Origin of the sequence: Haloarcula salina (genome assembly GCF_010119195.1) — an archaeon.
GTDB classification, from domain to species: domain Archaea; phylum Halobacteriota; class Halobacteria; order Halobacteriales; family Haloarculaceae; genus Haloarcula; species Haloarcula salina.
In genome coordinates this window covers 45,360-69,787 of record NZ_WRXL01000004.1, presented here as the reverse complement: position 1 = coordinate 69,787, position 24,428 = coordinate 45,360, and the positions used below count along the sequence as shown (strand labels likewise).

General features: G+C 69.1%; 27 protein-coding genes, 2 tRNA genes and 1 pseudogene. 18 read left to right on the top strand and 12 right to left on the bottom strand.

What is annotated here, in order from left to right; all coding sequences use genetic code 11:
* Positions 1-2: 2 nt before the first annotated feature.
* From GM656_RS11780 to GM656_RS11770, 3 genes are read right to left on the bottom strand one after another with little or no spacing between them, the layout of a single operon-like run.
* Positions 3-1,508, bottom strand: coding sequence for a class I adenylate-forming enzyme family protein (locus GM656_RS11780; RefSeq protein WP_162413880.1), 1,506 nt, complete (start codon positions 1,506-1,508; stop codon positions 3-5).
* Positions 1,501-2,547 (bottom strand): mandelate racemase/muconate lactonizing enzyme family protein, encoded by a 1,047-nt coding sequence (locus GM656_RS11775; RefSeq protein ID WP_162413879.1) that lies wholly within the window; start codon positions 2,545-2,547, stop codon positions 1,501-1,503. Before GM656_RS11775 ends, GM656_RS11780 begins: the two co-directional genes overlap by 8 nt.
* Positions 2,544-3,503, bottom strand: a complete 960-nt coding sequence (locus GM656_RS11770; protein WP_162413878.1) for a 1,4-dihydroxy-2-naphthoate polyprenyltransferase — start codon at positions 3,501-3,503, stop codon at positions 2,544-2,546. The genes GM656_RS11775 and GM656_RS11770 overlap by 4 nt, the downstream gene beginning before the upstream one ends.
* Before the next feature lie 178 nt (positions 3,504-3,681).
* Between GM656_RS11770 and GM656_RS11765 the strand changes: the two genes are divergently transcribed.
* On the top strand, positions 3,682-5,298 hold the full coding sequence (locus GM656_RS11765) for a long-chain-fatty-acid--CoA ligase (protein WP_162413877.1): 1,617 nt from the start codon (positions 3,682-3,684) through the stop codon (positions 5,296-5,298).
* A gap of 166 nt (positions 5,299-5,464) precedes the next feature.
* Here GM656_RS11765 and GM656_RS11760 read toward each other — a convergent pair whose 3' ends face one another.
* The 5 genes from GM656_RS11760 to GM656_RS11740 form a co-directional block, all read right to left on the bottom strand.
* Positions 5,465-5,893, bottom strand: a complete 429-nt coding sequence (locus GM656_RS11760) for a hypothetical protein (RefSeq protein ID WP_162413876.1) — start codon at positions 5,891-5,893, stop codon at positions 5,465-5,467.
* 74 nt (positions 5,894-5,967) lie between these two features.
* A complete protein-coding gene (locus GM656_RS11755) occupies positions 5,968-7,023 on the bottom strand; it encodes an SMP-30/gluconolactonase/LRE family protein (protein ID WP_162413875.1) in 1,056 nt (351 codons plus the stop codon).
* A gap of 93 nt (positions 7,024-7,116) precedes the next feature.
* The gene (locus GM656_RS11750) at positions 7,117-7,416 is read right to left on the bottom strand and encodes a hypothetical protein (protein WP_162413874.1); all 300 of its coding nucleotides are present in this window, start codon (positions 7,414-7,416) and stop codon (positions 7,117-7,119) included.
* Positions 7,409-8,428: a DUF7490 domain-containing protein gene (locus GM656_RS11745; protein WP_162413873.1), complete on the bottom strand. Its 1,020-nt coding sequence runs from the start codon at positions 8,426-8,428 to the stop codon at positions 7,409-7,411. The genes GM656_RS11750 and GM656_RS11745 overlap by 8 nt, the downstream gene beginning before the upstream one ends.
* A gap of 90 nt (positions 8,429-8,518) precedes the next feature.
* Positions 8,519-9,274 carry a DUF2797 domain-containing protein gene (locus GM656_RS11740; protein ID WP_162413872.1) on the bottom strand — a complete coding sequence of 252 codons (756 nt, stop codon included), beginning with the start codon at positions 9,272-9,274 and terminating at the stop codon, positions 8,519-8,521.
* Between the two features lie 75 nt (positions 9,275-9,349).
* Between GM656_RS11740 and GM656_RS11735 the strand changes: the two genes are divergently transcribed.
* Positions 9,350-9,811, top strand: a complete 462-nt coding sequence (locus GM656_RS11735; protein ID WP_162413871.1) for a YbhB/YbcL family Raf kinase inhibitor-like protein — start codon at positions 9,350-9,352, stop codon at positions 9,809-9,811.
* 16 nt (positions 9,812-9,827) lie between these two features.
* Here GM656_RS11735 and GM656_RS11730 read toward each other — a convergent pair whose 3' ends face one another.
* Entirely contained in the window at positions 9,828-10,754 is a 927-nt protein-coding gene (locus tag GM656_RS11730; RefSeq protein WP_162413870.1) for an NAD-dependent epimerase/dehydratase family protein, read from the bottom strand.
* Positions 10,755-10,903: 149 nt separating this feature from the next.
* On the opposite strand from GM656_RS11730, the gene GM656_RS11725 reads away from it, so the two are divergent.
* From GM656_RS11725 to GM656_RS11710, 4 genes and pseudogenes are all read left to right on the top strand, one after another.
* Positions 10,904-11,575, top strand: a complete 672-nt coding sequence (locus tag GM656_RS11725; RefSeq protein WP_162413869.1) for a DsbA family protein — start codon at positions 10,904-10,906, stop codon at positions 11,573-11,575.
* Positions 11,575-12,117 (top strand): tRNA (cytidine(56)-2'-O)-methyltransferase, encoded by a 543-nt coding sequence (locus tag GM656_RS11720; RefSeq protein WP_162413868.1) that lies wholly within the window; start codon positions 11,575-11,577, stop codon positions 12,115-12,117. The genes GM656_RS11725 and GM656_RS11720 overlap by 1 nt, the downstream gene beginning before the upstream one ends.
* 74 nt (positions 12,118-12,191) lie before the next feature.
* A pseudogene (locus tag GM656_RS11715) lies at positions 12,192-13,543 on the top strand (sulfatase).
* Positions 13,540-14,112 (top strand): dihydrofolate reductase, encoded by a 573-nt coding sequence (locus tag GM656_RS11710; protein WP_162413867.1) that lies wholly within the window; start codon positions 13,540-13,542, stop codon positions 14,110-14,112. Before GM656_RS11715 ends, GM656_RS11710 begins: the two are co-directional and overlap by 4 nt.
* Positions 14,113-14,173: 61 nt before the next feature.
* On the opposite strand, the gene GM656_RS11705 is transcribed toward GM656_RS11710, so the two are convergent.
* Positions 14,174-14,968 carry an FkbM family methyltransferase gene (locus GM656_RS11705; protein WP_162413866.1) on the bottom strand — a complete coding sequence of 265 codons (795 nt, stop codon included), beginning with the start codon at positions 14,966-14,968 and terminating at the stop codon, positions 14,174-14,176.
* Positions 14,969-15,191: 223 nt separating this feature from the next.
* Between GM656_RS11705 and tfe the strand changes: the two genes are divergently transcribed.
* The 9 genes from tfe (at position 15,192) to GM656_RS11660 (ending at position 22,551) form a co-directional block, all read left to right on the top strand.
* Complete coding sequence (gene tfe, locus GM656_RS11700) at positions 15,192-15,722, top strand: transcription factor E (protein ID WP_162413865.1); 531 nt, start codon at positions 15,192-15,194, stop codon at positions 15,720-15,722.
* Positions 15,722-16,393 carry a DUF2110 family protein gene (locus GM656_RS11695; protein WP_162413864.1) on the top strand — a complete coding sequence of 224 codons (672 nt, stop codon included), beginning with the start codon at positions 15,722-15,724 and terminating at the stop codon, positions 16,391-16,393. Before tfe ends, GM656_RS11695 begins: the two co-directional genes overlap by 1 nt.
* Positions 16,394-16,401: 8 nt before the next feature.
* Positions 16,402-17,184, top strand: coding sequence for a DUF5803 family protein (locus tag GM656_RS11690; RefSeq protein ID WP_162413863.1), 783 nt, complete (start codon positions 16,402-16,404; stop codon positions 17,182-17,184).
* 202 nt (positions 17,185-17,386) lie between these two features.
* The gene (locus tag GM656_RS11685) at positions 17,387-18,595 is read left to right on the top strand and encodes a GNAT family N-acetyltransferase (RefSeq protein ID WP_162413862.1); all 1,209 of its coding nucleotides are present in this window, start codon (positions 17,387-17,389) and stop codon (positions 18,593-18,595) included.
* A 98-nt stretch (positions 18,596-18,693) separates the two neighbouring features.
* Positions 18,694-19,527 (top strand): NOP5/NOP56 family protein, encoded by an 834-nt coding sequence (locus GM656_RS11680; RefSeq protein WP_162413861.1) that lies wholly within the window; start codon positions 18,694-18,696, stop codon positions 19,525-19,527.
* Positions 19,524-20,156 carry a fibrillarin-like rRNA/tRNA 2'-O-methyltransferase gene (locus GM656_RS11675; protein WP_162413860.1) on the top strand — a complete coding sequence of 211 codons (633 nt, stop codon included), beginning with the start codon at positions 19,524-19,526 and terminating at the stop codon, positions 20,154-20,156. Before GM656_RS11680 ends, GM656_RS11675 begins: the two co-directional genes overlap by 4 nt.
* 91 nt (positions 20,157-20,247) lie before the next feature.
* The gene (locus GM656_RS11670; RefSeq protein WP_162413859.1) at positions 20,248-21,327 is read left to right on the top strand and encodes a glutamate--cysteine ligase; all 1,080 of its coding nucleotides are present in this window, start codon (positions 20,248-20,250) and stop codon (positions 21,325-21,327) included.
* A 100-nt stretch (positions 21,328-21,427) separates the two neighbouring features.
* Positions 21,428-21,994 (top strand): winged helix-turn-helix domain-containing protein, encoded by a 567-nt coding sequence (locus GM656_RS11665; protein ID WP_162413858.1) that lies wholly within the window; start codon positions 21,428-21,430, stop codon positions 21,992-21,994.
* Positions 21,995-22,062: 68 nt separating this feature from the next.
* A complete protein-coding gene (locus GM656_RS11660; RefSeq protein WP_162413857.1) occupies positions 22,063-22,551 on the top strand; it encodes a phosphopantetheine adenylyltransferase in 489 nt (162 codons plus the stop codon).
* Here GM656_RS11660 and GM656_RS11655 read toward each other — a convergent pair whose 3' ends face one another.
* Positions 22,552-22,860 carry a cyclin family protein gene (locus GM656_RS11655; RefSeq protein ID WP_162413856.1) on the bottom strand — a complete coding sequence of 103 codons (309 nt, stop codon included), beginning with the start codon at positions 22,858-22,860 and terminating at the stop codon, positions 22,552-22,554.
* Between the two features lie 86 nt (positions 22,861-22,946).
* On the opposite strand from GM656_RS11655, the gene GM656_RS11650 reads away from it, so the two are divergent.
* Positions 22,947-23,030 (top strand) — tRNA-Leu (locus tag GM656_RS11650).
* A 290-nt stretch (positions 23,031-23,320) separates the two neighbouring features.
* Positions 23,321-23,515, top strand: a complete 195-nt coding sequence (locus GM656_RS11645; RefSeq protein WP_162413855.1) for a hypothetical protein — start codon at positions 23,321-23,323, stop codon at positions 23,513-23,515.
* Positions 23,516-23,688: 173 nt separating this feature from the next.
* Here GM656_RS11645 and GM656_RS11640 read toward each other — a convergent pair.
* Positions 23,689-23,773: transfer RNA gene (locus GM656_RS11640), tRNA-Leu, on the bottom strand.
* Between the two features lie 132 nt (positions 23,774-23,905).
* Here GM656_RS11640 and GM656_RS11635 point away from each other — a divergent pair.
* Entirely contained in the window at positions 23,906-24,409 is a 504-nt protein-coding gene (locus GM656_RS11635) for a helix-turn-helix domain-containing protein (RefSeq protein ID WP_162413854.1), read from the top strand.
* The last annotated feature ends 19 nt before the right edge of the window (positions 24,410-24,428 follow it).

Here is a 24,428-nt window from a genome sequence, read left to right as displayed (position 1 = left end):
GGTCACCCGGACCGCTCGGCGTCGGAACCGTCTCCCGAGAGCCGCGAGCGGACGGCTTCGCGGTCGACGGTCCCCGACGGCGTCCGCGGGAGCGAGTCCGCGACTCGGACCGTCTTCGGAACCTCGTAGGACGCGAGCGCGTCCACGCAGTGCGCACGGACCGCCTCGGGCGTCACTTCGCCGACGACCAGTGCGGCGACGCGCTGGCCCCACTCCTCGTCGGGGAGGCCGACGACGGCGGCGTCCTCGACCCCCCGAGCGGCGCGAATCGCGTCGGCGACTGTCGACCCCGCCACGTTCTCACCGCCGGTGACGATGCGGTCGTCGACGCGGCCCGCAACCCAGAGCCGGCCGTCCGCGTCTCGATAGCCGAGGTCGCCCGTTCGGAAGCCGAACTCGCCGAACGCGTCGCCGTCCCCGTCGAGGTAGCCCGGCGTCACCGTCGGGCCGTCGACGGCGATCTCGCCGCGCTCGCCGGGGTCGCAGGGCTCGCCGTCGGCCACGACGGTCACCTCGGTGAACACGAGCGGCTGACCGACGGTCCCGCGGTGCTCGAACGCCGTCTCCGGGCGCGCGGTCGCGATCTGCGAGGCCGTCTCGGTCATGCCGTAGGTCGGGCAGACCGGGACGCCCCGGTCCTGACAGCGCCCAACGAGGTCCTCGCTCGCCGGGCCGCCGCCGAGCAGGACGAACCGCAGGGCGTCTGCGGGCTCCCAGCCGGCGTCGAGCAGGCGCGAGAGCATCGTCGGGACCAGCGAGACGCCGGTCACCCCGTGATCGGCGAGCGCCCGCCGGGTCGCCGCGGCGTCGAACGAGCGCTGGACGACGACCGCCGAGCCGTACAGCGCGCTCCGGACGAACGGCGCGAGGCCGCCCATGTGGTAGGTCGGCAGGCAGACCAGCCAGCGGTCCCCGGGCGTCACGCCGAGGCGGAACGCCGACGCGACGGCGCTGGCGACGAGGTTCCCCACCGTCAGCCGGACGCCCTTCGGCTCGCTGGTGGTCCCGGACGTGAAGAGGACGAGCTGGGTCCGGTCGCGGGTCAGCTCCGCCGGCGTGACGGCCGATTCGAAGTCGTCGCCCGCGCCGCCAGGGCGGACCGACAGGTCGCCGTCGGCCGAGACGACCGGGCACGTCGCTACCTTCTCGGCGAGTGCTCGGGTCGAGGCTTCGCAGACGAGCAGGTCGGCGTCGACGGCCGCGACCTGCCCGCGGAGCGCCGCGGCGTCGAGTTCGACGTTCAGTGGCGCGAGGGTCGCGCCACAGCGCATCGCGGCGAACAGGAGCACGCCGACCGCGGGCCGCGTGGGCAGGAGCGTCGCGACGGTGGCGTCCGACCTGTCCGTCCGGCGGTCGAGTTCCCCGGCGGCGGCGTCGACCGCTCGGTCCAGGTCGCGGTAGGTCCACGACTCCCCGGTGTCGGCGTCGACCATCGCCGTCCGCTCGGGCGTGGCGCCGACGCGGTGGGTCACGAGGTCAGCGGTCGGCCAGTCGAGCGGGTCACGCATCGGTCCGCACCTCCGACGAGTCGACGCCCAGCCCCGTGTCCTGCGGGACCGCCATCTCGCCGTCGACGACGCGGGACGGGTCCGCCGCGAGGTCGGCGGCCAGTCGGTCGCCGGTCGCCAGCCCGCAGGGGGAGACGTTCGGAATCGCCGCGGCGACGTGCAGCGCCGCGAGGCGGGCGACGACGGCGTCGACGGTGGTCGTGACGACGGGCTCGACGCCCCGTTCGCGGGCGCGCATCGCCAGCGTGTGGGCGTTGCCGGGCCCACCGAGCACCATCGGCTTCAGGATCAGCACGTCCGCGGCGTCGGTCTTCAGCACCGCGTCGACGCGGCGGTCCACGAGCGACTCGTCGAGCGCGACGCCGACGGGGCCGCCGCGCAGGGCGGCGTGACCGGTCAGGTCGTCCGCCGGGAGCGGCTGTTCGACGTAGGCCACGCCGAGGTCGGCGAACAGCTCGAAGGCCCGCCTGGCCTCCTCGCGGGACCACGCGCCGTTGGCGTCGGCCCGGAGCGTCACGCCGTCGCCGACGCGGTCGCGGACTGCCCGGAGACGGGTCACGTCGTCGGCGACCGAGCGGCTCCCGACCTTGACCTTGCAGCACTCGAAGCCGGACTCGGCGGCCCGCTCGACGGCGCCGGCCGTCTCCGCCGGGGGCGAGTCACCGACCGTGGCGTTGACCGGGACGCGCTCGCAGCGCCGCTCGGAATCGAACCAGCGGTACAGCGGGACGCCGTCGGCCCGCGCGTCGGCGTCGAGCAGCGCCGTCGCGAAGCCGTGGCGCGCCGCGGGGACCTCCCCCGCGTCGAGCGCGAGGAGCGCGCCGGTGTGGCCGCCGGTCGACGCCGCCTCGCTCGCCCGGTCGAGCGCGCTCTCGCAGTCGGCGACCGACTCCGTCCAGCCCGGCAGCGGCGTCGCCTCGCCGACGCCCGTCTCGCCGCGGTGGTCGTAGCGCACGACGAACCCCGTTCGCTCGTCGATGGTCCCGCTCGCCGTGGCCAGCGGGCGAGAGAGCGGGAGCGAGAAGCGGTCGACGTTCATAGCACCTGCGGCGCGGCGAGTCCCAGCGCGAACAGCACCGAGTGGACGAACAGCGTCTGACCGACGCGTTCGAGCGCCGGGTTCAGCGCGTCGCCGTCGGTGTGTTCGAGCACCGTCTTCGAGACGCTCGCGGCCAGCGGGAGCGAGAGTAGGGGCGCGAGCGCCGGCAGACCGTAGCTGCCGTCGAGGGCAAACAGCACGGGGATGACGTAGGCCATCCCGACCATCGCGAGAAACTCGACGCGGCTCCACGCGTAGCCCAGGTAGACCGCGAGCGTCTTCTTGCCCGCCGCCATGTCCGTCTCCCGGTCGCGGACGTTGTTGACGACGAGGATGGCCGTCGAGAGGCCCGCGGCGGGGAGGCTGGCCGTCACCGCGTCGACGGTGACGGTGCCCGCGGGGAGCGCCATCGGGAACGTCCCGACGCCCGGAGCGGTCGCGGCCGCCTGCACGTAGTACGTCCCGGTGACGGCGACGAGTCCGAAGTAGACGAAGACGAACAGGTCGCCGAGGCCGCGGTAGCCGTAGGGGAACGGCCCGCCGGTGTAGAGGACGCCGGCCGCGATGCCAGAGAGACCGACGGCGACGATGGGGAGGCCGCCGACGGCGACGAGGTAGACGCCGACGACGACCGCGAGGGCGTAGGTGAGGATCATCGCCCGCCGGACCTCGCTGGCGTCGATGAGGCCGCCCGCCGTCACCCGCGTGAACCCCTCGCGCTCGTCGGTGTCGGCCCCCTTCACGGCGTCGTAGTAGTCGTTCGCGAAGTTCGTCCCGACCTGGATGAGGAGCGCTCCGACGAGCGCCGCGGCCGCCGGGAGGGGGGCAAAGACCCCCGAGTGGACGGCGAGCCCCATCCCCACGATGACCGGCGCAGCGCCCGCCGGCAGCGTCTGTGGCCGCGCGGCCATCAGCCACGCCTTTCGCTTCGACACGTCGGCCGTCGCTGTACTCATTGCCCGAAACTGGGGACGCGGTCCCCAAAGCGACTGTGGTTGGTCCCGCCACTCACCGCGGTTTGGCAACCGACGAAGCGAGCGCCGCCGAACCCCTCTATATGACCCGTAGACGCGGCGGCGATACCGGCCGTCTTCCACAACCGCTTTATCATCATTAACCATACGGGAACGTGGGATGCACAAGCCACTGTTGACGACCGACTTCCTCGACCGGGCACGAGAGTACTACGGCGATCAGGAGGCCGTCGTCGCCACGACGGGCGAGCGCTACACCTACGACGAGTTCGGCGAGCGGGCAGACGGCTTTTCGGCGGCGCTGGCCGAGCGCGGTATCGAGAAAGGCGACCGGGTGGCGGTGCTGGACCCGAACACGCACTACCACCTCGAAGCGGCCTACGGCAGCATGCAACTGGGGGCGGTCCACACGCCGCTGAACTACCGGCTGGTCCCCGACGACTTCGCGTACATCCTCTCCGACGCCGAGGTCGACGCGGTGTACGCCGACTACGAGTACGCCGAGAAGATCGAACCGATCCGCGACGAGGTCCCCACCGAGATCTTCGTGACGAACGACGCGGACGCCGTCGAGGGCGACTGGGAGTCCTTCGACGAGATCGTCGACGCGGCCGGAACGGACTACGAACGCCCCGAGATGGCCGAAGACGACGTCATCACCATCAACTACACGTCGGGGACGACCGGCGATCCGAAGGGCGTCTGTCGGACGCACCGCGCCGAGACGCTGCACGCCTACATCGTCTCCCTCCACCAGGAGCTCCGCGACGACGACGTGTACCTCTGGACGCTCCCGATGTTCCACGTCAACGGCTGGGGCCACATCTACGCCGTCACCGGCATGGGCGCGAAGCACGTCTGTACCCGCGGCGTCGACGCCGGCGGCATCTTCGAGGCCGTCGCCGAAGAGGACGTCTCCTACCTCTGTGGCGCGCCGACGGTCCTGAACATACTGGCCGACTACTACCACGACCACGACGACGTGCAGACGCAGGGGGCCAACGACGTGCGCATCGCGACGGCCGGTAGCGCACCGCCGGAGGCCAACATCCGCGCCGTCGAAGACGAGTTCGGCTGGTACCTCAAACACGTCTACGGCGCGACCGAGACCGGCCCGCTCATCACCACTTCAGACGCCCGGCGGTTCCTCGACGAGGACAGCGACGCCCGCTTCGGCGTCAAGAAGCGCCAGGGCATCGGCTACCTCGGGACGGAGGTCCGCGTCGTCGACGAGGACGGCGAGGACGTGCCACACGACGACGAGACGCTGGGCGAGGTCGTCGTCCGCGGGAACCAGGTGATGGACCGCTACTGGAACAAGCCAGAGGAGACCGAGGAGGCCTTCTCCGACCGCGTCGAGGGCTACTACCACATGGGCGACCTCGCCACCGTGGACGAGGACGGCATGATCGCGATCCGCGACCGCAAGAAGGACATCATCATCTCCGGCGGCGAGAACATCTCCTCCATCGAACTAGAGGACACGCTCTACGACCACGACGCCGTCGGCGACGTGGCGGTCATCCCGGCCCCCAGCGACGACTGGGGCGAGACGCCGAAGGCGTTCGTCGTCCCCGCCTCCGGAGACGCGGACGACCCCGGCGTCACCGCGGACGAACTCCGGCAGTTCACCCGCGAGCAACTGGCGACGTACAAGGTCGTCCGACGGATCGAGTTCGTCGAGGAACTGCCGACGACGGCGACCGGAAAGGTCCAGAAGTACGAACTCCGCCAGCGCGAGTGGGACGACGAAGACCAGATGGTCGGCGAGGGATAGTCGCCCGGTCGCGGTATTCTTCTCGGCGGTGGCGCTTCGGTTTTTTTCGGACGGAGTCAGCGAGAACAGCGCCGCTTCCCTCTCACTGGAAATCGAGAAACGGAGAATCGCGACAGGCGTCGCGAGCGGAGCGCCTGCCGTCAGTTTCCGATGAGGGAAACCGAACTCAGTCTTCGAGCGCGTCGGCGATGCGGTCGAGCGAGCGGCGCACGTCGTGGACCTCGTCGCGGAGCTTTCGCATCTCGCGGGTGAGTTCCTCGTTGTCGCTGCCGCTTTCCTCCTCGGGGCGCCCGGGCGGGCCGCCGGGGCCGCCGCCCATGCCGCCCGGACCGGGGCCGCCGGGACCGCCGCCCATCATGCCGCCCATCATCTGTGCGAAGGGGTTGCCGCCGCCCATGCCGCCGGGGCCGCCACCGCCGCCCATCATCTCTTCCATGCGCTCCTCGCGGCTCATCTCTCCTTCTTCGCCCTCCTCGCGCTCCTCGGCGCGCTGCTGGCGGATCTCTTCGACCCGCTCGCGGAAGGACTTCTCCTCCCCGTCGCCCTCGCTTGCGTCCGCCGGTTCCTCAGCGTCTTCGGGTTCGTCGTCTGCCATACGACCGGGTTCGGTTGGCCCGCTGAAAAGGGTTGTCGTCCGGGAACACCGCCACCGGACCGATCGCCTCGCCCTCAGTCGGTCACGGTCGTCCGGAGAATCGCGCCGTCCTCGGGCGACTGGTTCGCGAAATTGCAGACGAACAGCGAGTCGGCCCGCTCGCCGGTCCCGAACAGCACGTCCGAGGGGAACACCAGCCCGTCGTCGGCGTCCGCGACCGTCGACGTGGCCCCGTCAGCCGTCACCCGGACGACGCGGTTCTGGCTGTTGGCCGCGACGTAGATATGTCCGCCGCGGGCCGTGATCCCGTCGGCCCCGAAGATCGACTCGCCTTCGAGGAACGTCGACGCCTCGCCGGCGCTCCCGTCGGACTCGATCGGAACCCGGACGAGCCGCCCGGTCTCGTTCGCCGCGCGCGTGACCGCGACGTAGACGTTCCCGTCGGCGTCGCGGGTGAGGCCGTTCGCGCCGAAGCTCTCCGTGTCGAGGCGGTCGTCGTCGAGCCAGGTCGTCCGCTCGCCGTCGGTCGTGACCGCGTAGACGACGCCGCCCCGCGATTCGGTCACCAGTAGCCGGTCCCGCTCGGCGTCGAACAGGACGTCGTTGGGGAACCCGCTGATCGCGGTCAACTGGCTCGCCTCGCCCTCGGCGACCGACCACACGCCGGCCCGGTCGTCCTGGGTCGCGACGGCGACGTAGGCCGTCCCGTCGGGGGCCGTCTCGACGCCGATGGCTCCCGGGAGCGTGGCGACCTGTTCCGTGTCGTCGAGCGTCAGCCCCGTCGCACCGGTCTGGTCGGCGGGGACGCGCCGGAGTTCGCCAGCCGTGATTCCGAAGTACAGCGCCCCCTCTGGCCCGAAGGCCATGTTCTCGGGGACGCGCTCGCCGCCGATCGAGACCAGCGTCTCGACCGCCCCACCGTCCGGCGTCGCTGTCTCGGTATCCGCCGCTTCCTCCGTTTCCGTCGCCGTCCCGGTGCCCGTCGACGGCGCCGCGCCGCCCGAGGCGTCCGTCGGCGTGGCCTCCGTCTCGGCGGCCGGCGTCTCTGATCCGGAACAGCCGGCCGCCGAGACGGCGGCGAGGGAACCGACTCCGGCGACGAACCGCCGCCGCGTCGTCTGTCGTGTCATCTGTCGTTCGATCGTACCAGGGACGACTGTGGTGTCAATCCACCGAAAAGTGAAACGGCGGCTGTAGGTACCTGATCGGCGGGCGGACCGGCCTCAGACCAGGCGGCGAACGAGCACCGAGAGGCCGATCCCACAGCCCAGCAACACGACGAGGTTGAACGCGGCGTTGAACAGCGGGCGGTACCGCGACGTGACGAACGTGTCGATGGCCGCCGACGCCGAGAAGTAGAACTGCAGCGTCGCGATGAGGGCGACGAGGACGAGGATCGCGAACGCCGCCCACTGGGCGAAGACGGCGATGGACCGTCCCCCCTCGGACTCATCGGTCGCGTCCTCGGCGGCGGCGCGTTCGGCGTGCTGTCCCGCTGGGTCGCTGGATTCGGTGTCACTCATTGGTCTGTCTCCGTGCGATGACGAGGCTGCTGGCGAGCAGTGCGATCAGTGCGCCGACGGCCGTGAAACCGGGCCCCTCGGAGGCCGTGGCCATGGCTTCGTCGGGCTGACCCCCGGAGCCGCCGGCCGGTTCCTCCTCGAAGTCGCTCGACTCGAAGCCGACTTCGCGCTGCGTCTCGTTCTCGTGAAGGCGCTCGGTCGGGTGGAGGTTCGCCGGCGAACTCTCGGTGCCGACGACGACGCCGTCGGAGCGCAGGATGCCGTCCAGCCAGTAGTTGTAGCCGTCGGGGACCGTCAGCTCGGTCGAGACGGTCTCGGTCCGGCCGGGGCGAATCTGACCGATCCCGACCGTCGACTCGTCGGCGATGACGTTCGAGTCGGCCTGCCGCGCGCGGAGGCGCAGGGTGATGCCGCCCGCGGGTTCGTCGCCGGTGTTCGTGAGGTACACGGAGACGTTCAGCGTCGTCCGGTTGTCCGACACGCCGTCGATGCGGTACGCGATGGCGTCGAGGGGCGTGCCGGCGTTCTCGAAGCGCTCGAAGGTCACGGGGCTCCGGGCGAAGGCGGGCGTGAGTGCATCGACGTTCTGGACCGACTGCCGGCCGGTCGTCACCCGCTCGCCGTCCTCGTAGACGATGGTCTCGATCCGATAGCCGCCCTGTCGCTCGACCGTGATGTTCGTCGGGACCGATACCTCTCGTTCCCCGTCGACCGTGCCGACCCGCCGCGTCACCGTCGTCGCGACGAGGCCGGTGTCCGCGTCGACGGCCCGCGTCTCCACGGTGACGTTCTCCGCGGGGCCACCGCGGTGGGAGAGTCGGGCGTCGATCGAGAGCGTGACCGTCTGTCCGGTGACGGCCGCGGGCTCGATGGTCGTCTCGCGGAGGTCGAGATAGCTCTCTCGCACGTCCTCGGGAGGGTCGGCGAGAGCGCCGGGGACCGTTATCGCACCGATGAACGCGGCCAGGACGACCACGACCACGCCACCGGTCAGGAGTGCTTCGCGTCGCACGAGTGACTGGGCAACACGGCGCTGTAAATGTCTTCTGTCTGTGTGAACTGACTGACGGGCCGCGGCTCCGACACAGCGGCGGCGCGGACCTCAGCCGAACGCGCCCAGACTCGACTGGAGGTCGCGGTCCGTCCCGCCGTCGGTGAGTTCGTAGCCGACGAGCCGCCGGAGGTCGACGGCGTAGACGCTCCCGGCGTTCTCCAGCACGGCGACGCGCCCCTTCGTGCCCCGGACGGTCCCCGTCGCCAGCGTCTCGGCCATCGGGCGCTCCGTGAGGTCGAGGCCGTACTCGAAGTCGAACGTCGAGAGCGGGTCGTAGTCGCGACAGAGCGCCGCCCACCAGTCCTCGTCGACCGACTGATCGAGACCGGCCACCTTCGTCGGGACGCGAACCCGGTCGCCCAGGTCCGCGGCGATGTCGGCCTCGACCTGCCTGGCGATTCGGCCGTCGGCGACCGTTCGGAGGTGGGCGGCCCTGTCAGCGCCCTGTTCGCGGAGGCGCGTCTCCAGTCGCCACGAGCGCGTGACGCCGACTTTCACGGTGTCCGGCGCGAACGCCGCCAGGTAGACCGCGTGCTCCTCGTCGCAGGCGTCGAGCGGCTTGGCACACTGGCCGGTACAGCGGGCGCAGGGCCAGATATCGGTGTGTTCCGGGCAGTACGGCGCGGGCTCGTTGTCACAGGCGTAGTGGTCGTCGCCGTCGACCGCGCCGGCGCAGTGGCGCTCGCCGAGCGCGTAGGCCATCTCCGTTCCGGGGTCCAGTCGCTCGGTGGTGACGCGGCCGTCCTCGGCCAGGCGGAGGGCGGCGTGTTCGTCGACGCGAGCGCGGTACCCGACGACCTGCACGTCAGGCGATTCGGTACGGAAGGGCAAATGGCTGCCGGGACGACGCTTTTCTATTCGGCTGTCATATCTCTACACATGGCCGACCTCGAACTGATCAGCCCGGCGTTCGATGACGGCGAACGGATTCCCGCGGAGCACGGCTACTCGGCGGCGAACACGAACCCGCCGCTAGAGATCGCGAACGTTCCCTCGGACACGGAGTCGCTCCTGCTGATCGTCGACGACCCCGACGCCGAGGACCCGGCCGGCAAGGTGTGGGACCACTGGGTCGTCTGGGACATCCCGTCCGATCTCACGGAGATTCCCGAGGGATGGGACCCTACCGACGCGGGGGCCACAGAGGGACAGAACGACTACGGCGAGACGGGGTGGGGCGGGCCGAACCCCCCGGACCGCGAGCACACCTACCGGTTCCTCCTGTACGCGCTGGACGCGGAACTGGACCTCTCGCCGTCGGCGGGCAAAGACGACGCCTACGACGCGGCGGGCGGCCACGTCGTGGCGAAGGCGGAGCTGACCGGGACCTATCCGGCCTGAGCAGGGTTCGCCGGGGTCAGAGCTCGTCGAGTAGTTCGCGCGCGGACTGACGGACCGCGTCGTCGCTGGACTGGCTCGGTTCCCAGCCGAGCGCCGAGAGCTTGTCGACCGAGAGGCGCATCCGCGGCACGTCGCCGGTCCAGCCGCGGTCACCGCCGGTGTACTCGTGGACCGGTTCGACCCCCATCTCGTCGGCGACGATGCTCGCGATGCGGTCGACCGAGGTCGTCGTCCGCGTCCCGAGGTTGAACACGTTGTGGTCCTTCTCGGCGTGCTCGACGGCGAACAGCATCGCGTCGAGGCACTCCGAGACGTGCATGTAGGACTTCTCCTGGCGGCCGTCGCCGAGGATGGTCAGCGAGGACGGGTCTTCGCGGAGCTTCTCGACGAAGTCCGGGATGACCGCGCCGCGGAGGCGGGGCCCGACGATGTTGGCGAAGCGGAACACCCACGACTGGATGTCGTGGCTGTGGGCGTACGTGGAGACCAGCGATTCCTCGGCCAGCTTCGTCGCACCGTAGACGCTGATCGGTTCGAGCGGGGCGTAGTCCTCCGGCGTCGGCCGCGGGGCCTCGCCGTATACGGTGGAAGACGACGTAAACACGAGCTTCTCGACGCCCGCGTCGTCCATCCGTTCGAGGACGTTGAACGTGATCTCGCTGTTGTCCTCGAACTGGCGACGCGGCGTGTCGGTGTCCACCAGCTTCGAGGCGGCGAGGTGGACCACGAGGTCCACGTCTGGCGTGATGGCCTCCGCGACCACGTCCGGGTCCGTGAGGTCCCCGCCGAGGTACTCCGCCGCGTCGTGGACCCAGTCGGATCGGCCGTTGGACTCGTCGTCGACGACGAGCACGTCGTTGCCGTCGACGAGGCGCTCCACCAGGTGCGACCCGATGAAGCCCGCCCCGCCCGTGACGACAATTCGTTTATCTGATACGTTCATAGTTGCGATGCTCCCCACGCGAGAAAAAGCGTTGTGGTCGCGGCTAATCGCATCGCACCGTGGGGGTTGGTAGCAATGGAGAGGGACGGAAGCCGCTAGCGGGCTCAGATGACAACGTCGTTTTATAGCTCCCGCTTCGAGGGACGGACATGAACAGACGCACTCGCCGCGGCTTCCTGACGGCGTCGCTGGCCGCCCTCGGCGCGACGGCGGGCTGTCTCGGCGGCGATTCAGGGGCTGACTCGCCCACGGATTCGGGGACGCAGACCCCCACACCGACGCCCGTCCCGGGACAGCCCCTCCCGACGCCAGTCGCCGGCGACCCAGAGGCCGACGTGACAGTCGCCGTCTACGAGGACTACGCCTGCCCGCACTGCCGAACGTACGCCGAGGAGGTGTACCCGCAGGTCCGCGAGACGTACATCAGCGAGGGGACGATCCGCTACGAGTTCCACGACTTCCCGATCCCGGTCGACGAGACCGTCTCCTGGCAGGCCGCGAGCTCCGCCCGCGCCGTCCAGGACGAGGCGGGCGACGAGGCCTTCTTCACCTACTCCGAGCGGCTGTTTGCCAACCAGAGCAGTCTGGGACCGGAGACGTACGCCGATCTCACCGACGGCCTCGACGTCGACGGCGAGACGGTCCGAGCGGCCGCCACCGGAGAACTGTACCGCCCGACCGTCTCGGCGGACCGGCAGAACGGCATCGACCGGGGCGTCCAGGCGACGCCGGCCGTGCTCGTGAACGGCGAACCCGTCGGGTGGCAGGAGATCGCTTTCGAACCGCTGCAGTCGGCCATCGAGTCGGCCCGGGGGAACTGATGCACGAGGAACCCCGGGTGACGGTCCTCCGCCTCGGCCACCGCCCCGGCCGCGACGAGCGGATGACGACCCACGTCGGTCTGACGGCCCGCGCGCTCGGCGCTGACGGGGTCGTGCTCGCCAACGCCGCCCGCAATCAGGCCGACACCGTCGTCGACATCACCGACCGCTTCGGCGGGCCGTTCGACGTGTCGTCGACCGACGAGCCCCGGAAGCTGATCCGCGACTTCGAGGGCCGCTTGGTCCACCTGACAATGTACGGCGAACCGGTCCAGGAGGTCGAGGCCGACGTGCGCGAGGCCCACGCCGAAGGACCGCTGCTGGTCGTCGTCGGCGCGGAGAAGGTCCCCTTCGAGGTGTACGAACACGCCGACTGGAACGTCGGCGTGACGAACCAGCCCCACTCCGAGGTGGCGTCGCTCGCCGTCTTCCTCGACCGCCTGTTCGAGGGCCGGGAACTCGACCGCGAGTGGGACGACCCCGACAGGGTCGTCGTCCCCCAGGAGACTGGCAAGCGCGTCGTCGACCCCGACGACGAGTGAGGCGGCCGAGGAGCCCGGGTCCCCAAGCAGTTGTGCCGCGGGGCTTTTAGGCCGGGCCGCCAAGACTCGCGCAGATGTCGCGCCACAACGTCCTGTTCGTCGTCGCCGACAGCCTCCGCGCCCGGAACGCGTCCGTCCTGGGCTATCGGCGGCAGACGACGCCGTTTCTCGATGCCTTCGCGACGAGGCGACGGTGTACACGCAGGCCCGCAGCCCGAGCAACTGGACGGTCCCCAGCCACGTCAGCATGTTCACGGGCCACGCGGTCCACGAGCACGGCGTCGATCACACACAGAAACTCGATCCCGGACACACTGTCTTCGAAGCCCTCGCCGCGAGGGGATACGAGACGGGACTGTTCTCAGACAACCCGTTCCTGACGGACCACGAGAGCGGCCTCGACGAGGCGTTCCAGACGACGCGCGGATCGCCCGATGGCTTCGACCCGTCCTACGAGACGAACGGCTCGCTCGGCGACTGGCCGAACGGCTTCTGGTACGCCGACCGGACGCTGGAGTGGGTCGACGACCGCGACGGCGCGTGGGCGGCCTGCGTCAATCTGATGGACACCCACCGGCCGTACGAGCCGCTCGACGAATACGACCGCTGGAGCGACGACCGCTCGCGCGACCTGCAGGAGTCGATGGGCTACAAGTGGCACTGGGAGTTCCTCTCCGGGGACCTCTCGCTTGGCTTCGCTCGCATCCTCGAACAGATCTACGACGGCGCGGTGCGGCAGGCCGACGCGATCTTCGAGGCGCTCGTCCGCGGCCTCGACGAGCGGGGCGTCCTCGACGACACGCTGGTCGTCTTCGCCGGCGACCACGGCGAGGGCTTCGGCGAACCGACGGCGATCCCGAGCGAACCGCCCGCTGTCAGCCACCGAATCGGGACCCACGACGCCCTGTATCACGTCCCCCTCGTCGTTCGCGCGCCCGGCCAGCGCGAGGGCCGCCGCGTGACCGATCTGGCGACGCTCATGCGGTTCCCCGACGCCGTTCGCGCTCTCGCGCTGGGCGAGGGCCGCGCCGACGGCCCGGCATTCGTCCCCGCCGACGGGACGGCGGTCGCGTCCCAGGCCCCAATCGGGGACGCGATGCGCGAGGAGGCCGAGCGGGTCTGCGGCGACGCCGCGCCGTTCGCGAAGCACGCCAGGATCGTCTACCGCGACCGGCCCGGCGACGAAGTGCGGAGAGCGGCCGCCTGGGGGGACGACGCCCGCGAGTCCGTCGTCCGCGGGTGCGGCGGGACGGCCGACGACAGCGACATCGACGCCAGCGAGATCCGGGCCGTCTTCGAAAGCGACCGGTTCTCGACCGTAGACGTCGCCACGCCGCTGTCGGACTACTCCGAGTTCGAGGACGCGTCGGACACGCAGTTCACAGCTGACTTGGACGAGCGCCTCGAAGCGCTGGGGTACAGATGACTGAGGCTGATCTCGATATCGTGCTCCACCTCGTCGTCGCGGCCGACGAGAACAATGTCATCGGCCTCGACGGAGGCGTCCCGTGGCACTACCCCGAGGACGTGCGGCAGTACAAGGACCGAATCGCCGGCCACCCGATCATTCTCGGCCGGCGCACGTTCGACTCGATGAAGTCCCTGGAGGATTCCTACACCGTCGTGCTGACGAGCGATGAGAGCCTAGCGGCCGACGCGGAGACCGTGGAGTACGTCACCACGCCGCGGGCGGCCGTCGAGGCCGCCTCCCGGGCGACCGCGTCGGGGAGACGCGGGTCCGACGAGGACGCGCCGGCCGAACGCGGCGGCGACGGGACACCCGTCGCCTACGTCATCGGCGGCGAGGCCGTCTACGACCTGTTCCTCCCGTTCGCGGAGCGGGTCTTTCTCAGCCGCATCCACGAGCGCAACGAGGGCGACCGGTACTTCCCGGATCTGGGCGACGACTGGACCGAGGTGGACCGGGAGCCCTACGACGGCTTCGACGTGATCGAGTACGTGCAGGAGTCGCCGCGGTCGTTCGACGCGCTCTGAAGCGCGCTTCGAAGGACGGCGGGGCCCGCCGGCACGGGACCTCTCTCGTGGCTTCGACGGCCTAGGAAGTGGCGAGGACGTGGTAGTCCATCCCTCGCTCCATGAGCACTTCCGTCTCGAAGCCGGCCTGTTCGAACCGACGCTCGATCATCGCCGGTGAGTCGTCGAACTCGCGGATCTTGTCGACGTGTACCTCGCAGACGACGGTCCGGACGTCGGAGAGGTACTTCCCGAACCCCTCAAGAACGCGGCATTCTGCCCCTTCGACGTCGATCTTGACTGCGTCGGGGGCCGGGATCTCATCCGCACCGATGAGCGTTTCCGCGCGGTGCGTCGAGACACTGGTCCGGCGTCCCGACTCCCGCCCGGACAGGCGGTGAGTCCCCTTGCCGAGGCCGCCGTTGATCCGGAGCTCCGCCTCGCCGTCGGTATCCGAGAGCCCGATTTCGGCCATTTCAAACGTCGCGTCGTCAGCGTTCCGCGTCAGATTCTCCTCGGCACGGCCACAGTTCGTCGGTTCCGGTTCGAAGCCGACGACTGCACCGGTCCCGAGGGTGCGGGCGGCGAAACACGCGAACAGCCCGGTGTTCGCACCTACGTCGTAGACGATGTCGTCCGGTTCGAGGCTGTCGAGAAAGGCTCTCAGGACTGGTTCCTCGTCGGTCAGCGTCTCGACGCGGAGGTACTCCGCTCGGGTCGTCGTCCTGAACGACGCCGACACGCCGCTGACCGTCTTTCGCCGCCAGTACTGCTCGTTGCAGAGCTTGCCGGCCCAGTACCACCCCGAGAGCGTCTCGTCGATGCCGAGCCACGCTGCAGCGTCCCACAGGGGACTCGTGGCGATCCGGTTTCGCATCACCCTGCTGTTTCTCGCTTTCGAGGTTACCTATGGTGCGGATAATCGGAGTAGAACGCCGTTACCATGCATGATTTTCCGATCGCGGGCATGACTGCCCAACGATGGTCGGAAGCCGCGTGCGAGTACGTCCGTGAGTAGTGCCGGCGTGCAGTGGTCACGGTCCCGCCCGGGACGGTGCGACCCGATGGTTTTAACCACGTGACTCCCGGATGTGCGGGTAATGGCTTTTGAGGAACTCCTGGAGGATCCCGTGATACAGAAGTACCTCCACGAGCTGGTCGGACCGAAAGGGATGCCGGTCGCCGCCGCGCCGCCGGACGGCGAAGTGACCGACGAGGAACTGGCCGAGGAGCTCGGACTCGAACTGAACGACGTGCGCCGGGCGCTGTTTATTCTCTACGAGAACGATCTGGCGACCTACCGCCGGCTCCGCGACGAGGACTCGGGCTGGCTCACCTACCTCTGGACCTTCGAGTACGAGAAGATCCCCGAACAGCTCGAAGAGGAGATGTATCGCCTGCTCGACGGCCTCGAAGAGCGCCGCGAGTACGAGCGGGAAAACGAGTTCTACCTCTGTGAGCACTGCGGCATCCGCTTCGAGTTCGGCGAGGCGATGGAGTTCGGCTTCGAGTGCCCCGAGTGTGGCAACCAGGTCGAGGCGATGGAGAACACCCGTCTCGTCACCGCCATGGAGGACCGCATCGAGGAACTCCGAGACGAACTGAACGTCGATATCGACGCGGAGGCCTGATGGTCGTCCTCGGATCCAAGGTGTACGTCTCCGGCGACGCCAGAGACCGTACGCTCGACGGCCTCCGTTCGATGGTCGGGAACGAACTCGGCGACCTCGACGTGGAGTACGACGTGGGGCTGCGCCACGACGACTTCCCGACGGTGACCGTCCAGGGCCCCGACGAGACAGTCGCTCGGAACCTCCTCCGCGAGGAGTTCGGCGAGATGGTCACCGACCACGAAGACGGCGAGACCTACGTCGGAACGCTCGACTCGTGGGACGACGACGGGTTCGTCCTCGACGTGGGCTTCGGCCAGACGGTGCGGATTCCGGCCGACCAGATCGGCCTCGGACAGGGGACGCCGAGCCAGATCCGCACGCGCTTCGGCCTCGTCCAGCACCTCCCGCTCCGGTTCGTCGCCGGCGACCCGCCGCGACTGGCCGACGAGGAGCGGGACCGCCTCTACGAGTGGACCCGCGGCAACGGCCGCATCAACGCCAACAGCGTCACCCGCTCGGAGGCGCGCGCCACGGTCAACCGCGCCGGTCACGCACAGGACATCGTCACCGTCGAGCGACTGGGCCTGCTGGAGCAGAGCATCATCTGCAATCCGGACACCGACCCGCCGGGCCTGCTCGCCGACATCGGGACGTACATGCCCTCGGAGCTGCTGGCGATCGTCCCGTAAGCCGACCCATGAGACGCCGCCATCTCCTGCTGGTCGCCGTCCTCGCGGTGGTCGCCCTCTCCGGCTGTAGCGGCTTCTTCGGCTCCCAGGAGGTCGACCCAGAGCGCCTGAACCAGAACGCGAGCTACGACTGGAACACGTCCGCCGACGGGACCATCGTCATCGAGGAGTCAGAGTACACGGCCGTCTACCGCGTGCAGAACGACTCCTCGTTCCAGGTGTACACGGTCGACGGCCTCGGCCGCGAGCGCAGCGTACCGATCAGCGCCATGCGGTTCAGGTACGAGAACGGCTCCGTCGTCTCCGCGGCGAACTCCTCGATCAACGTCACCGAGACCCGCCAGCGGACGACCGTCGACTTCTCGCGCAACGTCACCGGCAAAGTCGGGTACACAGTCCCGCGAAACGGGAAGCGCTTCGCGACGCCGACGCTGGTCGAGGGCGGGTCCTACACGGTCGTCCTGCCGCCGAACACCGGCGCGGGGATCCCGTTCCTCTCGCGCATCAGCCCCGGCGGCTACGAGTCCAGCACCGTCGACGGGCAGCAGGTGATCCGCTGGGAGGAGGTCACGTCGGGCCAGATCGTCGTCCGGTACTACCTCGATCGCGACCTGCTCCTGTTCGGCGGCCTGACCGGCATCGCAGTCGTCGTGGGACTCGTCGGGACGCTGTACTACTACCGGCAGCTGCAGGCGACCATCCGCCGGCGCAAGGAGGCCGGCATCGACCTCGAAGAGGAGGACGAGGGAGACGACCCGCGCGACCGCGGACCGCCGCCGGGAATGCGGTGACCTGCGACGCACTCACTCGTCGATCTTCGCACCGTCCACCGGACGACCACCGCTGATTCCACGCCGATCGTACCGTACCACGAACTCGCCGTATTCCCCGGACGACTGCCCGAGATCTGCGACAGTGTCACACTTGGTCATGCGAATTGGAGACTTGGAGGAGGGGAAGAAGGCCTATCCCACCGCCGCACGCAGCAATGGTATGCCCGACACCGAGTTTCGCTTGCTCCCGCCCGACCGCCGCAAGGAGTACCAGCGAATCGTGGAGTACGCCTTCTCACCCGAGGACGGCGTCCGGGAAGAACCGGTCGACCACGGCGACGAGCCGGGCGATGCCTTCGGCATCTTCGTTGACGGCGACCTCGTCAGCGTCTGCAAACACTACGACTTCGAAGCGAGTCTTCGCGGCACGTGGGTCCCGCTCGCCGGGCTAGCCGCCGTTGCAACCCCGCCAGAGCATCGCCGGCGGGGCCACGTCCGAGCGACGATCGACGCGAGCCTCGACCGCTGGCGCGACAAGTTCCCCCTCGCAGCCCTCTGGCCCTTCGAGCGGGCATTTTACCGCCGGTTTGGCTGGGCGACCGCCAACAACTACCTCGAGTATTCCTGTAGTCCGACGGCGCTTTCGTTCGCCCGGGACGCCACCGAGGGTCGATTCAAACAGGTGACCCCTGACGAGTGGCGGACCCTCCGGCCAGCGCACGAAACCCACGCTTTGAGGCGAACGCTCACTCTCCGACGTGACGAAGCGTGGTGGCGCGACCGGGTGTTTCGGACCTTGGACGACGACCGCCCGTACGTGTACACCTACGAGCGCGGCGACGAGGTCCGAGGGTATCTCGTCTACACAGTCGAGCGGACTGGAGACGGCGTCGATGACCGCGAACTGGAGGTCCGTGAACTCGTCGCCGTCGACGAAGCGGCACATCGCTCCCTCCTCGGGTTCCTCGCCGACCACGACTCCCAGGTAGACTCGGTGACCGTCTCCACCGAAGACGGAAACAAGCTGCTGGACCGCTTCGACGACCCGAGCGCGGTCGACTGCCGGCGCCACGCCGGTCCGATGGTCCGTATCGTCGACGTGGAACACGCACTGGCGGCCGTCCCCTACCCCGACGACGTCTCGGCGGACCTGGTGTTTCGCGTCACCGACGAAACCGCGCCGTGGAACGACGGCGTGTTCCATCTTGACGTCTCCGGTGGGGCGGGCGAGTGTGCTCGCGTTGCGGACCCACCCGACACAGTCGGCGCATCCCTCGACATCGGCACGCTCTCGCAACTCGCCGTCGGCTATCACTCGGTCGCAGACGCCCGTCGCGTCGCCGGCCTCACCGTCGACGACGCGGCCCTCACGACAGCCCTCGCGAGCCTGTTCCCCCCTGAAACGGTGCGGCTCCGCACGTTCTTTTGAGTCTGCACTCCTCTGTCGGGACACTCGTACTGTCCCGGGGGACGCCGGGTGACCGGGCAATCGCGTAGCTTTTTCGCGTGGGGTGTCCAACCTCGCCTATGACCAACGGGTGGTTCGCCGGACTGGACCCCGACGACGACGCTGCCGCGGTCGAACGGATCCAGGCCGGTCGAGCCGACGCACCGGCGGACTGGCCCCAGCGGGCCGTCGACGCCGGGTTCGCCGCCGACGAATCGACGTACTACGAGCGCCTCCACGAGGTGACGATGGCCGCCACCAGAGCAGCGGTGCAGGACCGCGAGCGGGCCGACGACCAGCAGCTCGTCCACGCGGTCAGAGCGATGGTCGACTGCGAGCGGACGGCGAACGAACTCGCCGAGCGGGTCGCGGAGTGGGGCGGGAGCCGACACGGCGACGGCGGGAGCGGGGTCAAGTACGCGCGCTCGCTGGCCGAGGGCGACGCCGACGACGAGGGCGACCGGGCGCTGCGGTCCCTGTCCGAACGGACGGCCGCGCTCGCCGACGAGGCGGCGTCTCTCCGGGCGTACATCGAGCGGACCGCCCCCGCCGTCGCGCCGAACCTCTCGACGCTGGCGGGGCCGGTCCTCGCGGCGCGGCTGATCTCGCTCGCCGGCGGGCTGGAACAGCTGGCGAAGAAGCCGAGCGGGACCGTGCAGGTCCTCGGCGCGGAGGACGCGCTGTTCGCCCACCTCAAGGGGTCCGCACCGTCGCCGAAACACGGCGTCATCTTCACCCACGAGTACGTCCGCGGGACGCGTCGCGAGGACCGCGGCTCGGCCGCGCGAGCGCTCGCCGGCAAGCTGTCCATCGCCGCTCGCGTCGATCACTACAGCGGTGACCGGCGACCGGAACTGGAGCGAGAGCTCGACGAGCGCATCGAGCGGATCCGAGCGCGGGAGGGCGACGAATGACGCTCCCGGAAGGCGTCGAGCGACACGGCTTCGACGGGGAGACGAGCCTCGCGACGCGGGGCGAACCGGTGTACGGCGAACGGACGGACGGCGAGTGGCGGCGCTGGGACCCCCACCGCTCGAAGCTCGGCGCGATGCTGGAGAACGGGATGGAGACCGGCCTCGACGGCGGCGAGACCGTCCTGTACCTCGGCGCGGCGGCGGGGACGACCGTGAGCCACGTCGCCGACTTCTGTGGCCCGACCTACGCGGTCGAGTTCGCCCCGCGACCGGTGCGCGAACTGCTCGACGCCGCCGAGACCCGAGGGAACCTCTTTCCGCTGCTCAAAGACGCCCGCAAGCCCGAGCGCTACGCGCACGTCGTCGAACCGGTCGACGTGGTCGTCCAGGACGTGGCCACCCGTGGCCAGGCCCGCGTGGCGGCGCTGAACGAGCGCTTCCTCGACGACGACGGTCGACTCCTCGCGGCGGTCAAGGCCCGGAGCGAGGACGTGACGGCCGATCCGGACGACGTGTTCGACGCCGTCCGCGAGGAGCTGTCCGCGGAGTACGAACTCCTGGAGACGACGCGCCTGGAGCCGTATCACGAGGACCACCTCGGCGTGGTCGCCCGACCTCGGCGAGACTGACGAACGCAGCGGAGAATCGACGGCGAACCGCAGTGCGGGACTGCAGTCGGTGACGGAAGGCTTTAGCGAGTCGATTCCGATGTGCACCACAATGGACGCGACGGGGTCTGCCGAGAATTTCAGCCGGATGGGAACGCTCGGTATCGAGGAGGAGTTCTACGTCGTCGACGAGTTCGGTCGCCCCACCTCGGGAACGGACGAACTGGTCTACGAGACGGAGCCGCCGGCGATTCTCGACGGCCGGCTCGACCACGAACTGTTCAAGTGCGTCATCGAGACGCAGACGCCCCTCATCGAGGACCCGGCCAGCGCCCGCGAGCAGTTGCTCGCCGTCCGGGACGCGCTGGTCGAACACGCCGACGCCCACGGCTTCGGTATCGCCGCCGCGGGCCTGCACCCGCTGGCGAAGTGGCGCGAACTCGAACACGCCGAGAAGCCGCGTTACCGGTCGCAACTGGACCGCATCCAGTACCCCCAACACCGAAACACGACGGCCGGCCTGCACGTCCACGTCGGCGTCGACGACGCCGACAAGGCGGTCTGGGTGGCGAACGAACTCCGCTGGCACCTCCCGCTCATGCTCGCGCTCTCGGCGAACTCGCCGTACTGGAACGGCTTCGACACCGGGCTACAGTCCGCGCGCGCGAAAATATTCGAGGGACTGCCCAACACAGGGATGCCGACGGCCTTCGAAGACTACGAGGCGTTCCAGGCCTACGAGCGGCGGATGATCGAGACGGACAGCATCGACGACCGCGGCGAGCTGTGGTTCGACGTGCGCCCGCACTCCGGCCACGGTACGGTCGAAGTGCGCGCCCCGGACGGCCAGGCCGATCCCGACCGGATCATGGCGTTCGTCGAGTACGTCCACGAACTCGTCGTCGACCTCGCCGAGCGGTACGAGGACGGCGAGTCCGGCCGCGCTCACCGTCGGGAGTTCTTGGACGAGAACAAGTGGCGCGCGATCCGCTACGGGCAGTCGGCCGAACTGCTCTCTCGGGACCTCTCGGAGACGGTCCCCGTCGAGACGCTGGTCGAGCGGGAGTGCGACCGATTCGGCGTCGACGGGCTGTGGCGGCTGATCGACCGCGAGAGCGGGGCCGAACGTCAGCGCCGGCTTCGAACGGAGGAGGGGGTCGTGGCGCTCGCGGAGTCCCTCCTGCTGTCGTAAGGGCTTCTCTGTCGGAACCGCGACGCAGTACATCCCACGTCGGCGACCCGAGCCAAGGGTTTTTATCGGGCAACGACTTTCGTCCTTACAGAGACAACGCATGTCCACAGACGACGATCCACACGACGACCCCGAAGAGAACGGGGACGTCCGCGACCGAATCGAACAGGAGGCCGATCGCGCGGTCGAGCAGTTCGACGAGGGGATCGTCGACCTGCTCGCCTGGGTGCTCGACACGGAGACGCGCGCTCGGATCTACGTCCACCTGCGCCAGCGCCCCGAGAGCACGAGCGAGGAGATCGCCGAGGGGACCGGGCTCTACCCGAGTACCGTCCGCGAGGCGCTGGCGGCGCTCACCGACGAGGAGGTCGTGACGCGCCAGAAGCGCGAGAGCGACGGGGCCGGCAACAACCCCTACGAGTACAGCGCCATCTCGCCGAGCGACCTCGTGAACACCATCGTCGGCGACATCCAGGCCGAACTGAACACCGTGTTCAACCTCGACGACCACCTCGGCGGGGACACCGCGACGCTCGACACCGACGACGAACCGGTGACGATATCGGTCGAAGACGCGGACGAGGGTGGCAACGAGACCGACGTGGGATCGGACGCGGACGAAGACGAAGGTGACGAAGACGACGGTCTGGACGACATCGACGCGTAACCGCGACCCGACAGCCGAGTGTTCTCCGAGTCGATATTACTAAACCTACCCGTGCCGTTTCCCGGGATATGAATGTCGCGCTGGGGGGAACGTTCGACCCGATTCACGACGGGCACCGGGCGCTGTTCGAACGCGCCTTCGAACTCGGGGACGTAACGGTGGGACTCACCAGCGACGAACTCGCGCCGAAGACACGCCACGACCAGCGTCACGTCCGCCCCTACAGCGAACGGAAGGCGAACCTGGGCGACGAACTCGCGGCGCTCGCCGTCGACTACGACCGGGAGTGGGAGGTCCGCGAACTCACCGAACCGACGGGAATCGCCACGGAACCGCAGTTCGACGCGCTCGTCGTCTCCCCCGAGACGGAGACCGGCGGCCGGCGCATCAACGAGATCCGCGAGGAGCGCGGTCACGGCCCGCTGGAGATCGAGGTCGTTCCCCACGTCTACGCCGACGACGGCGACATCATCTCCTCGACCCGCATCGTCACGGGCGAGATCGACGAGCACGGGAACCTCACGCCGGAGCGGACCGGTCGCGAGAACATCTCGTAGCTACCAGTCCGGCGCTTCCAGCCCCGCGGTTTCGAGCAGGTCCTTCCAGCGCTGTTGTATGGAGAGCCGAGAGACGTCCGTCGCCTCCGCCACGGCCGTCTGGGATCGCTCCTCGCCGGCGACGAGCGCGCCGACGTAGACGCTGGCCGCCAGCGTCGCCTGCTTCGAGCGGTCCGCGTCAGGGATCTCCGAGAGGAACAGGTCGACCGCGTGGGACCGCGCCTGCGTTCCCAGGTCGAGCCTGTCCGCGGCGGTCTCGATGTCGGACAGCCACTCGTCGTGCTCGACTCGGTCGCTGGCGCGGTACATACCTCGGCGTTCGCCCCGGCCGTACCTAAACCTTCGTCGCCCGCAAGCGAAGGGTTCTTGACACCGTCGCGGATACGCACTGGTGCGCGCGGGTTGCCGAGCCAGGAAAAGGCGTAGCGCTTAGGACGCTATCCCGTAGGGGTCCGCCGGTTCAAATCCGGTCCCGCGCATGAGCGAACGAAGTGAGCGAAGAGCAGGACCGATTCGAACCCTGGGAGTCGCAGCGCGAACGAATGTGAGCGACCGTCTCCCTCCGGTTCAAATCCGGTCCCGCGCATAACCGATTCAAACAGACGTGAGCGGCCCATCTGTGGCTGATCCGCGTCTGAACTCCGGAGAGGTGGAGTGAGTCCAGGCCCGAGTCAAATCCGAGTCCGTCTCGGTGGTGCTTCTCACGGAATAGGAATCAGGGCGGTTCCTTATTGGTGCTGTACTCGAAGGTGTCGATGAGGCAACGACAATGTCAGTCTCCGATGCTCTCGACGATTCGTCCGCCCAGCCCGCTCACGCGGCTCTCCTCGACCTCTATTGTGCAGTCGACGACGAGGACGACCCGACGCAGGTCACGATCTACAGCGAGCGAGACGGCGAACTCCCGACCCACTGGATCTCGATGGACGTCGAGCACACCGTCGTCCTGGACGAGATGGTGTGAGCGGGCGACGATGCGCCAGCGATTGGTAGTTTTCACGACGCCGCGGACCGAGAGCGACGGCTGTCGAGTCGGTGCGGTGGGTCCGGACGGACCCAGACGTGACTGATCGAGTAGGGTCGGAAGCAAATTTGCGTGGGTGCAGTCCCAAGGGGAATGCACCTGCACTCAGAGAGTGCGTGGGACCGGATTTGAACCGGCGGACCCCTACGGGACAGCGCCCTCAACGCTGCGCCGTTGGCCTGGCTTGGCTACCCACGCGCGCTCTGTCTTACTGCGTTACATCGTTCCCCGTGGGCCAATAAAAGCGCTTTCGTTTGCGTCCCGCCGCGGGATAGTGTGGCACTCTGTCGAACCGGACGTTTCAAATACCACGAAACCGCTACCGGGGGCATGGCCAAATACTCGACCGGCAGCGGTGGCGACAGCGCCGGCGGGAGCTGTGAACTCTGTGGCAGTGAGGGCGGGGATTTGCAGACCGCCAACGTCGCGGGTGCGACCCTCCAGGTGTGCGACAGCTGTGCGCGCGACCACGGCGAGAACGACCGAACGGACACGAGCGGCGGCTCGTCCGACGAGCGGGACCGGCGGCGCAAGGCCGCCCAGAACGCCGCCCGAATGCAGGACGCGCAGAAGGGTGACCCCTCCCACTGGGAAGACGGCGCGGATTACGACGACGACCAGTTGCCGTACCTCGTCGGCGGCTACGGCGAGCGCGTGACCGAGGCGCGACAGGACGAGGGACTCCAGGCCCAGGAACTCGCGGACGAACTGGACCTTGACGAAGCTGACATCCTGGCCGTCGAACAGGGCCGCGCCACGCAGGCGAACGTGGGCGGGTCGACCATTCGGGCGCTCGAACAGCGTCTCGACGTGGAGCTCGTCGAGTCCAGCTGACCCCGATAATTTTGCCGCG